Consider the following 12,007-nt stretch of genomic DNA (forward strand, 5'->3'; position numbering starts at 1 on the left):
ACCTATCGCCGCAGCAGCGTTCGCGCCCACACTCGAACGAATCCCTGCGACAGGAACCCGAGAGTCCCCAAGGCGAGAACCCATTTGGTGACGCTCACGGTCGACGTCGCACGCACGGTGGTGTCCGTGATGGCGTCACGATGATCGAGCAGATACAGCCCGACCACGTTCTCCACGTAGTCCCCCGCGGCCGAGACGACCGGTGCTGCCGTGAACGCTCGGCGCATGACCGGGGACATCGGCGTCAGCTCGGCGAGCCGTCGCGTTCCCGTGCTCAGCGCCATCGCATAGATCGCCGGGTGCACGAAGTCCGGGTAGAAGTGGCTGCGGTAGCGAGCCGTGTCGGTGGCGTCCATCTTGTCGAGCACCGCGGTGTAGGAGTCCGCAGAAAATGCCGTCTGTGCTTCCAACACACGCGGCGCCGCCGGCCCGAGCAACCGGGCAATGTTGAGTTGCGACACCACGAACAGCGCCGACCATCCGATGAGCTTGCGATCGAGAGAGGTGAGCCGAAGTGCCATCAGGCGATCATGCCACCGCGACCCGATCAGGCAGTTGCCTCCGTCAATTCGGCCGCATCCTCGGCGCCGAACTTCTCTTCCAAGGTCTCGGGCGAATAGTCGAGGTCGATCTCCTCGACCGGCCTGCCGCGCGCTGATTCGATCGCCGACAACCTGCGCTGAGCGCGATTCGCGGCGTAAGCGAGAAATTCGCCCTCGTCGAGACCGAAAGGCTGCTCCTCGAACTGGTTGTTGACCCAATCGATCATGCCGAGTGCCATCGGCATGAGTTCACCCATGCGCTCCTGCACGACGTTCCAGTTGTTGTCGTCCGCAGCCACGTGCCGACGGCAGGTGAACGTGCCCCAGGCCATGTGCCGCCGCTCGTCGTCGCCGATCTTCTTGATGAGCTGCTGCATGCCCGGCAGGATGCCGCGGGTGGTGCACACCTTCTGCCATGCGTAGTAGCCGGTGAGGGCGAGGCTGCCCTCGATGACATGGTTGTAGGTGACGCTGGCCCGAACCTGGTTGGCAGGGCTCGGATCCGTCTCGAGGACACGGAGCGAACCGGGCAGTTCCTCGTAGAACAGCTGCCGGTAGTAGGGGTTCTCGGCTACGTACGAATGCAGATCGTCGGTGAGGCCGACGGCATCCATCCACAGACGGAACACCTGCGTGTGCTTTGCCTCCTCGAAACAGAACTGAGTCAGGTACATCTCGTCGCCGAACCTGCCCTCCGCGGCCATCGCCTTCATGAACGGCTGAATGTCCTCGGTGACCGCTTCCTCACCCGCGATGAACTGAGCGCACAGATACGTGGAGCTGCGCCTCTGCTCGTCGGTGAGGGCGGCCCAGTCCGCGGCGTCCTGCGTGAAGTCGATGTCGATCGGATTCCAGAACTTCGCGTTTCCCTTGGTGAACAGCCGCAGCGGAAACGAATCCCAGTTGAATCCGCCGGAGCGGAGCGAGCTGAAGCCTTCGCGCCCGTGTGAAGGTGCTCCGTGCGCAGGCGTTTCGTGTGGAGTAATCGTCGTCATTGTCTGCCTTCTTCCCGACGTGCAGAACCGACCGAGGCCGCTCTGCGATCTCCGCCTCAACGCTAGTCCGGATCGGCCTCGCGGAACCCCGAATCAGCGGACTCGGTATGGAATGGATCGTCGGGTGCCGTGAGGAAGGGAACGACCGCGGCAGCGAAGTCACGGAACCGGTCACGGTGGATGCTGTGACCGCACGAGAACGACTCGACGCGGATACGCGCGACACCGTCGGTTACAGCTTCCAAGCGGTCCGGATCCACCATGCCCCGAGGGCCGCCGCGGAGAATGAGAGTGTCCGAAGTGATGGTCTTCAACGCGTCCCACCACACCGAGTTCGGCAGCCGAAACTGTTCCAGCGCAGTGCCTGTCATGCTGCGATCGAATGCGAACATTGCTCGCGGGTGACGGATCAGGCTCGTCGTCGCGTGCCACAACTCCGGTGCCGACGGCAGTCGGCCGGCCAAGGTCTGTTCAGGATCACCTGGACGAAGCGGGATCGGCGCCTCCTCCAGAACGAGCCTTCGAACCAGGCCAGGACGTTCTTGCTCCGCAACCGTCGCGGCGTGACCGCCGAGCGAATGCCCCACCATGTCGACTCGGTCGAGGCCGAGGCCCTCGCACAACGCGACGAGATCCTCACCGAACTCCGCGAAACGGTAGGACTCTGCGCGGGCACTGCGTCCGTGCCCGCGCAGGTCCGGCGCGATCACGTAGCGACCATGCTCGACCAGTGTTCGAGCCAACCGCTCCCACGTGCTGCTGTCGCCGCCCATTCCGTGGACGAGAAGCACCGGCACGCCCTGTCCGGGCGTGCCGAACTCGCGGTAGGCCATGTCGATGCCGGTAGACGTCTCGATCCTCTTCACAGGAGATCAGGGTAGGCGCAGCATCAGGCCGTGACCCAGCCCCCATAAGGCCGGGTGATGATCTCGAGGTAGTGACCCGACGGATCGAGGAAGTAGACGCCGCGTCCACCGTCGTTGGTGTTGAAGGTGTCGGGCTCACTCTGCCTCGGATCAGCCCAGTGCTTCTGCCCGCGTTCGACGATCTTGCCGTAGATGCGGTCGAAGTCGTCCTCACCGACGAGGAACGCGTAGTGCTGCGGCGAGAAGTCGGTCGGAGGCTCGGCGTAATCGAGCGTCACGCCGTTGTCGAGCTTCACTGCGAGAAAGTGGCCTGCCGGAACCGGCGACGGGAGATCGAAGAGTTCCGCCAGAAACCAGGCCGATTCTTTCTTGTCCTTGGCGGCGACAATCGTGTGATTGAACGAGATGTTCGTTTCAGGCGAGTTGGTCATGCGTATGAACCCCTTTGGGGATACGACGCCTCCATGCCTGACGCAGTCCGCCATCGACACGCGACGTTGCAGGCAGTAGATCACCCCCGCGGAGTCGTCGCAAGAAATATCTCACGGCCACCACACCGAGGTGAGGTTAGGCTAAGTTGATTCTGCAACTACTCCGGAAAAGGAATCGTGACCGTGTCCCCCACTCTTCGTCGTCGCGCCGCACTCGTGTCCTCGCTGTCGATAGTCACGGCATTGACGCTCGTAGCCTGCAGTTCCTCGGATTCCGAAACCGACACTTCGAGTAGCGACGGATCGTTCCCGGTCACGATTGACCACGAGCAGGGCACCACCACTATCGAATCGGAACCGCAGCGGGTGGTGACGGCCGGCTTCAACGACCTCGACTTCGCTCTCGCTCTTGACGTGACGCCGGTCGCGACGCGCGCGTTTTCCGGTTACGACTACCGCAATCGCCCTTGGGCCAAGGACTTTCCCCAGGACATCCCCGAGGTCGGAGAAATGGAACTCGACTTCGAGAAGATCGCTGAAGCCGACCCGGACCTGCTCCTCGGCACATACTCGGTGATGGAACAGCCGGACTACGACACGCTGTCCGACCTCGCACCGACGGTCGGAGACATCGGTGACGGCAGCGGTGGGGCCGCTCCATGGGATGTCCAACTGGAAGCCGTTGGGCGCTCGCTCGGAAAGTCGGACGAAGCTCAGCGCGTACGCGATTCGGTGATAGCGCAATTCGACGAGGCGAAGAACGCGAACCCCCAGTTCACGGGACGCACCGCTACGGTTGCCATGCTCATGGACGACGGCTTTTACATTCTCGAGCCGGGCGATCCGCGCAGTCGGTTCTTCGGCGACCTCGGGTTCGCAGCTCCTGCCGAGACAGGCTCGGTGAGCGACGAACGGCTCGACCTGCTCGATCAGGAAAACCTCATCGTTCTCGGCGCGACGAAAGAAGATCTCGCGACCAACCCGTTGTTCTCGCAATTGGACGTGGTGCGTGACGATCGCACCGTGTACCTGGGCGACTTCGGCACGGACGTGCCTGCCGCGTTGGGCTTCGCTAGCCCGCTGAGTCTGCCGTACCTGCTGCGGAGCACCGTGCCTGCGCTGGCGGCGGCAACCGACTCCGATCCGGCGACCGTCGTTCCGGCGGTGGGCTGATGCCTATCACCGCCGCAACGTCACCGATGGCAAGACCAACCGCGAAGCCATCAAATGCTTGAACGTCAAGTTGCCAAACACCTCTGGCACACCATGGAACGCGACCTTACGCGTCGACCATCGGAACCCTCACCCGCTGACTACCGTCGACTCGCCAACGATCCCACTCTTTACCTCACTCAACGAATACCGGCCGTCGTCGATGGATTTGGGCACTCAACATGACGGCTTGTGATGCTTCGTCTATCCGCCAGGGGTGACCGACATGCGATCGCGCAATCAATTGGCTGCACATTCAATCGCATTCTCTCTATGCAGTGGGAGGATAGTTTGTACGGCCATATATGAGGATTCTCCGCGGACTGCCTGAGCCTTCTCGGACAAAGTGTCGTATCCATCCAGGGGGACTGCAGCAGAAATACACGAAGGATTGCTGAGGTCGACCCGTTGCACACTTTGGCGGTTGCCGATTTCGTCTGGGCGCGTAACGAGGAAGACCGACTCGCCTTCGAACGTTGCCGACACCACGCCTGGTCCGCTAATGGGTAGAGATTCACTGTAGATTACGGCACCGCGGTTGTAGTCCACCTTCGATAGTTTTCCGTCTGAACTCAAAGTATAAAGAACGGGACCATCGGTGCGAGTGAAGAGGGAGCCGTCGGCAGTAGGGAAAGGCGGGAGAGATTTTGTGCTCACAGTTGTGATTCCACTCTCCGCCGTCCCTGATACCTGAATGACCGATCGCTCACCCAAATGGTTTGGCGAATCAATGAACGAATTTGCATCATCACATGACAGAGATGATTCAGCGGACGGAGCTACCTGAAAATCTGCATTTATTGGGACTGACACCGCATTAGCTCCTGGAGTCCAGGAAGTTAGATATGCGTTTCCTGGGCCGAGAGGGTCACTGTTGCTGCTTGGTCGGTACTCCACCCATCGCGCGGTCCCGTCGTTGCACGCTGTTACTGCCTGTACGAGGTGTGAGCTGCGCACCGTATGGACTGCGCTTTCACTCGCGAGTACAATAAGCCGGGCATCGGGCTCGTTGGAATGCGCGTTTCCTTCATAGAACGTGAATATCCCGTAGCGTCCGTCTGGCGAGTTGACGGCCCCGGCCATCGTTCCGACACCGAGGCCTGGAAGAGGTAGCTCTGTCCTTGCCTTGAGGTCTTCACCGAGAACAACGAGACCATTTTCGCTTGGCGCTACAAATCCACCAGCTACCCGCAACAGGGACGGGTTGTAGACCGGCGAGAGAGCTTTACTCAGCCCACTCGAGCCGTTCGGTGAGGTCCAAAATATGTTGTCGTTGTCATATTCTTGCAGTTTTGATGCCATCTCTGTGGATATTCCCACAAAAGCGTCGCTGGGCGGGGCGCTGCTGCTTGTCGATGGATGCTCCGAGAGGGAACTCCACCAGAATCCCGCCCCGCAGCCGACTGCGACTGCGACTGCAGCTATTACTAGGATGAGTTTTCGCCGACGGGTAATCAACTGAACTCTCTCGTGTTGTGGGATTTGAGGATATCAATCGGATATACACCGGCAGTATAGGGCTGGTACGGATAGATCTCGCTGATATCTAGGCCACCTCCCGATACGCTCTTGAACGCGGCCCAAATAAGCGATGAGCAGTTGTATGCTTCTCTGTCGAGGTTGCCGATGCGCGTCGTGGCAAAGTTGCCCTCGTAGTCTTTTCCGACCTTTGTTTCCGCCCATGCAGCAGCTCTGTCGCGCGTGTCGTCACCTGTATCTACCGACAAATAGCGTGGCTTGCAGACGCCAATCCGATCTCTGCCAAGGAGGCGTTGCACTCCTTCTCCTCCCTAGCAATCGAAGATCCGCAGCACACGCTGCTGGAGGAGAACCTACGGCGAGTTCTCAGCAACCACACCGGAACCAAATCTCACTTAGGTAACAAAGCGGACCAATCGGTCGAATCTCCAGATTGTACTGGCATCCGATTCGCCGGAACCGCTCATTCACTCGTAGATCCCCTCCACCGACCACGCGTTGTCGGACCAGATCAGCAGCAGTGCTCGTGATTCCTCGAGCACCACCTGAGCACGAGCAGCCGTTCGAGAATCCGCGGGATCCCACCAGCGTTCGTCCACCGGCCAAGGGCCGGCCCAGCCCGTCACCGCCCACTCACGACTTCCCCACCGAAGCCGCTCGGGAGTCGCATCGAAGAAACCCCTCGCCGTAACCCTCACCGGCACACCACGGGCACCTGTCATCGACACCGAGGGCGGAGATTCCAGAACCGCAGTCGGAGACGGCTCCGGGAGACGACCGGGCCACGGCTGGCCAGGATCACGTGCGGGTGCCCGCTCGTCTCCCAAGGGCAGCAAGGTTATTCGCTCGGCCGGACCTCGGCCCCCACTGAGCACACCCACCTGAACCGCCTCGCCGCCGAGTAGGCCCTGCACCCGGACCAGAGCCCGCCTGGCCCGTTCCTCTTCTTCGCCGACCCCTCCCCACAAGCCCTGCTGCAACGCTCCCGACGTCACCACTTCCACTGGTTCGAGACGCAGCACTGCGATCCCTGCGGTGGGGCGAGCCTCCGTGCGGCCCGTGAGCCAACCGTCCAACTGCCACCGCACCCGATCGGCGGTCGCCTCCGGGGTCAACGGTTCCGCGCACCGCCAGGTCCGCGACATCTGCTCACCGTTCTCGGTGGTCGCCGACACCGTGAGCCGAGTGCACGCCACCCCGGCCGCCGACAGTGCTCGATGCAGCTTCTCCGCGAGGGCTCGGCCGGCGAAGGCCGCTGCGTCCACGCGTTCGAGGATCGGGTCGCAGCGATACTCGACGTCCAGATCGGGTGGCAGTACCCGCGCAGAAGGCGGACGTTCGGGTTCACCCCTCGCTGCACGATGAGCGAGCACCGCATCCGTCCCGAACCTCGACGCCACATCCGAAGCAGGCAGTGCGGCGAATGCACCTATAGTGCGAATCCCCAGCCTGTGCAGCAGATCCACCAGGTCTTCACGACCCGGCGCGGACAAGCTGGGCTCGGCGGCCAACTCTCGCATCGGAAGCGGCGCCAGGAATTCTGCGCCCGCTCCGGCAGGCACGAGCGCCGCACGTCTCGCCGCGATCACCGCGGTGGACAGTTGGTCCGCCACCCCCACCTGGCATTCGATTCCCAGGGCAGAGACCTCGTCCACCAATCGTTCTGCGGCAACCTCTTCCGAGCCGAAGTATCGCCTCACACCACGGGCCGAGAGCACCACGAGACCGGGCCGGAGCACCTCGGTGCCCGGCGCCACCGCATCGACCGCCGACGCAACCGGCTCGAACAACCGCGCATCACGATCCGGATCGGCAGTACTCACGTGCAACTGCGGACACCTGGCCTGCGCCTCACGTCGGCGCAGGCCACGGGACACTCCTTCCGATCTGGCAGTCGCGGAGCATGCGATCACCCGGTTGGCCGAGGTGACCGCAACCGGATGGATCGGAGACAAATCCACGGCCGCAGCGGCGGCGATGGCAGGCCAATCGGGGCACCACAGTGCCAGCACTCGCGCACTCACAGCCCCGACACCTCCGCCGGAACAATCGCGCCGCGCCGCCGATCGGGTTGCGCCGCCGTCCATTCGACTCTCCCGCCCGCAGCAGACACGTCCACTCGCGTCGACCGAGGCTGAAACGACCGTCCCTTCACGCGCACGTCCAATCCGATCGAGCGCAGTCTGCCTCGGCCCTCGCCAAGTCCGCCGTAGTCCTGGACTCGGGCCTCCAACCGCACCTCGGCGCCGTCCCAGTGACCGTCCGTCACCATCAGGGTCGCGCCCTTGCTCCGTGCACGCGCCACGACCGCCCGGGCACGCGTGGGCGCCACGGACGCGCCACCGAGCCCCAGAATCACCAGGTCCATCCCGTCGAGGAGCACTGCGGCGATCTCCACCGGATCGACTCCCGGATCGGGAACCAACGCCAACCGCTCCAATCGGGCGCCCATCTCCACTGCCGCGAGCAGACCCAATCGGGGATGTCCGATCACCGCAACGTGCCCGCCGCTTGCCGTGACCGAGGCGATCATCCCGAGGAGAAGAGACGTGGCACCCGAGAACGACACCACCGATCCACGCGCCAACCCGCCGCTGGGGAGCAGCCCTTCGAGCCCGGAGGGAACCGGCAGAACCTCCACCGCGGACACCTCGGAGGCGGGGGCAACCGACTCTCCCCGAGCCGGCACCGCCGCGATACGCCGACGAAGCTGTTCGAGCCGCTCCTGCCGGGACAAATCCGACAGGTCCGGTGGCGAAGCGACATCGATCACCTCGGCTGCATCAATCACACGACACCCCTACAACCAGCATCACAAGCGGTCGGTTGCCACGGGGAAGACGCGGCTCGAACACACCTCGAACACGAACGTTGTTCGAACATACTTTCGAACTGTGTTCAGTAAAGCGCCCACCCATCCACACGTCAAGCGAACTGGAAAACTGCTGGTAGTGGCCGTGGGACGGAGACGTGCCTTCGCATCCTCTAACCTGAACCCGTGACTGCGCAGGAACAGAGCGAGAGGGGCATCGGACCCGAGTACCTACTGGCCGGAAGGTATCGCCTACGGGTGAAGCTCGGCGGCGGCGGAATGGGCGCCGTATGGCTGGCACGGGACACGCTTCTGCACCGCGATGTGGCGGTCAAGCAGGTCACCACCACCGCCGGACTCGACCCGGCCGAGGCTCGCAAGATCCGCGAGAACACCCTGCGTGAAGGCCGAAACGCAGCCAAGCTCACCCACAAGCACTCGATCGGGATGTACGACGTCGCGCTCGAGGGCGGCGAGCCGTGGCTCGTCATGGAATACCTGCCCGCCCGCAACCTCGCGCAGGCGATGAACATCGCCGACATGCTTCCGCCGTTCGAGGTCGCACAGATCGGTGCGCAGGTCGCCGACGCCCTCGCCGAGGCCCACGCGGCCGGCATCGTGCACCGCGACATCAAGCCCGGAAACGTCCTCGTCGCCGACCGCGGTCGAGAGTTGGGCGTCGCCAAGATCAGCGACTTCGGTATCGCACGCGCCAAAGGCGACACGTCCGACAACTCCAGCAACGTCATCACGGGAACCCCAGCGTACTTCTCCCCCGAGGTCGCCCGCGGCGACAATCCCACCGAAGCCAGCGACGTGTTCTCGCTCGGTTCCACGCTGTACACCGTCGTCGAGGGTCAGCCGCCGTTCGGAATCGACTCCGACTCGATCGCGCTGCTCCACCGAGTCGCGAAAGCCGAGATCTACCGGCCCAACCACGCCGGGCCGCTCACCGACGTTCTTCTTCACCTGCTCGAACCCGACCCTGCCAGGCGCCCCACGATGGCGCAGGCCCGTGACGAACTGACGAAGGTCGTACTCGGCGAACAGGGCCGTTTCGAGCAACTGCTCGGAGCACCCGTGTACTCCGCGGACGGGACGGTTCCCGCGTGGGCGCAACGGTCCACGCCACTTCCCGACTCACGTCGCGGCGGCCGTTTCGTCGGCTCGACCGTCGCGGGACTTCCCGCCGCGAGGCAGGGCACGCCACTTCCGAGCGTTCCGCGTCCACTCGATCGACTGCAGTGGCCACCGCGTCCCGGCACCACCACCAAGGGCCAGGGACCGACGAGCGTGCGAGATCAGATCGTCGCGTGGGCACCCCTCGCGATGGGCGTCATGATCTCCATCCTCGTGCTCGCAGTGATCGTGGCGGTCGTCGTTCTACTCGGCCAACCCTGACCCCGCGCGGAGTCAGTCGATACGACGGCTGTGCGCCCATCGTGTCAATGCATTTCGGTTGGACTGCTGGGTCTTGCGCAGCACGTTCGATGCGTGCGTCTCCACGGTCTTGACGGAGATGAACAATTCCTCGGCGATCTCCCGGTAGGTGTACCCGCGAGCCAACAGTCGTAGGACCTCGAGCTCGCGGGGAGTCAACGAGTCGAGTTCCGGATCGAGTTGAGGTTCAGGAACATTGGATCGACCTGTGAACGAGTCGAGGACGAAGCCCGCAAGCCGCGGACTGAAGACCGCGTCCCCACCGGCCACTCTTCGCACCCCGTCCGCGAGTTCTGCGCCCGAGATGGTCTTGGTGACATAGCCCCGCGCACCTGCCCGGATCACGGCGATCACGTCCTCGGCCGCATCCGACACACTCAATGCCAAACACACTGGACCCGCGCCGATTCCACGAAGAACCGCTACGCCACCCCCGTCCGGCATGTGGACGTCGAGTAGAACGACGTGCGGGTCCGTCGCGTTGATTCCGGCAACGGCCTCGGCCACGCCGCCGGCTTCACCGACCACGTTCATGTCCTGCTCTCTGCCCAGTTCGGCGCGCACACCCGATCTGAACACGGCATGATCGTCGACGAGAAAGACGCGGTACGGGGGAATTTCGGCGGGCGAAGTTTCGGTCACTGCGACGATTCCTCGGTGTGGGCGACGGTGTCGTCCCACTCTAGGTCAGTGTGCACACCATCGCTCGCGGTTCCGGACGGGTCCTCGTCCGAGCTACTCTTCCCGTTACGTGGCATGTGGATTCGGATTTCGGTGCCCTTTCCGAGCGTGGACCGGACATCCACCCGGCCGTGTCTACGTTCGACGCGGGCCTTCACGGACTTCGCGAGGCCCTGCCTGTCTGCGGATACCGCCTCCATGTCGAATCCCACCCCCCTGTCGCGGATGTACACACCCACCTCTTCTGCTTCGACCTCCGCAAACAGATTGATCTCGGTCTCACCGGAGTGCTTGGCCGCGTTCACCAACGACTCGCGCGTCGCGCCGAGCAGAGCGGTGAAGCTTTCCTTGGACAGGCCGTCACCGTCCTGGCCGAGATCCAGTTGGACGTCGCCCACAGTGACCGGGCGAACGGTCACGCCGTGCTGGTCCTCGACTTCCCCCGCGATCGTTCGCAGCGCCTCGGCAAGACTCGAATGATCTGTCTCGCCGCCCCCGAACAGCCACCGCCGCAGTTCTCGTTCCTGTCCTCGCGCCAGACGCGCGACTTCCGCCGAATCGCCGGCCTGCTTCTGGATGAGCGCGAGCGTCTGCAGAACCGAGTCGTGCAGGTGTGACGCGATCTCGTCACGCTCGTCGTTACGGATGCGGGCGGCACGCTCGGAACTGAGCGCACGCCACATCCGCAGCCACAACGGGATCGTCAGCAGGCCCGCACCTACGAGAGTCACCACGACAGCCAGCAACGACGAACGCAGAGCGTCGATGTCGATCTGCGCCAACACGACAACGCCGAGACCGAGCACGATGAGGGTGATGCCGCCGAGGACTCGCGCCCACGTCAGTACGGTCGGCCGCTGTGGAAGTCCGATCGCACTGCGCGGTCCTTCTGCATCGAACTCACGCCACACAAGCGCTGCACCGACGGCGACCACGAGGATCGGGCCGATCACCGCTCCCGCACCCCCGTTGAACAACCAGGACAGTGCGGCTGCGCCACCGAGCCCGATGGCGATCAGTCCCAGCGCCTGGCGACGCTCCTGAGAACTCGGGCGCTGCGCGTCGTCGCCGGGCGTGGTGAAGATCCACAGCATCCCGTACATGACGATGCCCGACCCGGCCAACGCGGTGAGAAAGGCGAACGCGACCCGGACCTTGAGAACATCGACGCCGAGGTGGTCTGCGATACCGCCGGCCACTCCGCCCACGACCCGTCCGGCACCACGGCGCTCGAGCCGGTGGACAGGAACCTGGTCGACCGGAACCGCGCTCGACGAGGCGCCCGGAGCAGCAGTCGCCGCCCCTGGGACTTCGTTCGGCACAGGTTGCACACCTCGATACTGGCACGCACCCGCAGGTTGGGCATCAGGGTTGCACCCTGAGTTGTGCGTCGACCCTCTCGGGGTACTGCCCGTTTTCCCTCCCCCGCCCCCCGACCAATGTCACACCGGTTCGCGTGAGCTGAACGCGTGTGACATTGGTCAGGGGGCGGGGGGAAAGATCAGGGTAGTTCCCGATGGTCGGCGCTCACCGCGTCGATCAGGATGGA

The 12,007-nt window shown here is 63.6% G+C and carries 11 protein-coding genes; 2 read left to right on the forward strand and 9 right to left on the reverse strand.

Annotated features, from left to right (window positions below; all coding sequences use genetic code 11):
• Positions 1 to 2 precede the first annotated feature (2 nt).
• From ACZI8R_RS06840 to ACZI8R_RS06855, 4 genes are all read right to left on the reverse strand, one after another.
• Positions 3 to 521, reverse strand: coding sequence for a hypothetical protein (locus tag ACZI8R_RS06840; protein ID WP_463378840.1), 519 nt, complete (start codon positions 519 to 521; stop codon positions 3 to 5).
• 26 nt (positions 522 to 547) lie between these two features.
• Positions 548 to 1,537: a R2-like ligand-binding oxidase gene (locus ACZI8R_RS06845; RefSeq protein ID WP_463378841.1), complete on the reverse strand. Its 990-nt coding sequence runs from the start codon at positions 1,535 to 1,537 to the stop codon at positions 548 to 550.
• Positions 1,538 to 1,599: 62 nt separating this feature from the next.
• Positions 1,600 to 2,370: an alpha/beta fold hydrolase gene (locus ACZI8R_RS06850; protein ID WP_463379276.1), complete on the reverse strand. Its 771-nt coding sequence runs from the start codon at positions 2,368 to 2,370 to the stop codon at positions 1,600 to 1,602.
• A 56-nt stretch (positions 2,371 to 2,426) separates the two neighbouring features.
• Positions 2,427 to 2,834 (reverse strand): VOC family protein, encoded by a 408-nt coding sequence (locus tag ACZI8R_RS06855; protein WP_463378842.1) that lies wholly within the window; start codon positions 2,832 to 2,834, stop codon positions 2,427 to 2,429.
• Between the two features lie 177 nt (positions 2,835 to 3,011).
• Between ACZI8R_RS06855 and ACZI8R_RS06860 the strand changes: the two genes are divergently transcribed.
• Positions 3,012 to 4,007, forward strand: coding sequence for an ABC transporter substrate-binding protein (locus ACZI8R_RS06860; protein WP_463378843.1), 996 nt, complete (start codon positions 3,012 to 3,014; stop codon positions 4,005 to 4,007).
• Between the two features lie 1,493 nt (positions 4,008 to 5,500).
• Here the strand turns inward: ACZI8R_RS06860 and ACZI8R_RS06865 are convergent.
• The 3 genes from ACZI8R_RS06865 to ACZI8R_RS06875 all read right to left on the reverse strand — a co-directional run bounded on the left by ACZI8R_RS06865 (position 5,501) and on the right by ACZI8R_RS06875 (position 8,316).
• Positions 5,501 to 5,824 carry a hypothetical protein gene (locus tag ACZI8R_RS06865; RefSeq protein WP_463378844.1) on the reverse strand — a complete coding sequence of 108 codons (324 nt, stop codon included), beginning with the start codon at positions 5,822 to 5,824 and terminating at the stop codon, positions 5,501 to 5,503.
• A gap of 168 nt (positions 5,825 to 5,992) precedes the next feature.
• Positions 5,993 to 7,549 carry a DNA polymerase Y family protein gene (locus ACZI8R_RS06870; protein ID WP_463378845.1) on the reverse strand — a complete coding sequence of 519 codons (1,557 nt, stop codon included), beginning with the start codon at positions 7,547 to 7,549 and terminating at the stop codon, positions 5,993 to 5,995.
• Positions 7,546 to 8,316, reverse strand: a complete 771-nt coding sequence (locus ACZI8R_RS06875) for a hypothetical protein (RefSeq protein ID WP_463378846.1) — start codon at positions 8,314 to 8,316, stop codon at positions 7,546 to 7,548. The genes ACZI8R_RS06870 and ACZI8R_RS06875 overlap by 4 nt, the downstream gene beginning before the upstream one ends.
• A gap of 207 nt (positions 8,317 to 8,523) precedes the next feature.
• Here ACZI8R_RS06875 and ACZI8R_RS06880 point away from each other — a divergent pair, with 207 nt between their 5' ends.
• Positions 8,524 to 9,738, forward strand: a complete 1,215-nt coding sequence (locus ACZI8R_RS06880) for a serine/threonine-protein kinase (RefSeq protein WP_463378847.1) — start codon at positions 8,524 to 8,526, stop codon at positions 9,736 to 9,738.
• 12 nt (positions 9,739 to 9,750) lie between these two features.
• On the opposite strand, the gene ACZI8R_RS06885 is transcribed toward ACZI8R_RS06880, so the two are convergent.
• Both ACZI8R_RS06885 and ACZI8R_RS06890 read right to left on the reverse strand, forming a co-directional pair.
• Complete coding sequence (locus tag ACZI8R_RS06885) at positions 9,751 to 10,419, reverse strand: LuxR C-terminal-related transcriptional regulator (protein ID WP_463378848.1); 669 nt, start codon at positions 10,417 to 10,419, stop codon at positions 9,751 to 9,753.
• Entirely contained in the window at positions 10,416 to 11,780 is a 1,365-nt protein-coding gene (locus ACZI8R_RS06890; protein WP_463378849.1) for an ATP-binding protein, read from the reverse strand. Before ACZI8R_RS06890 ends, ACZI8R_RS06885 begins: the two co-directional genes overlap by 4 nt.
• Positions 11,781 to 12,007: the final 227 nt, after the last annotated feature.

It is taken from the genome of Rhodococcus huquni, assembly GCF_055231055.1.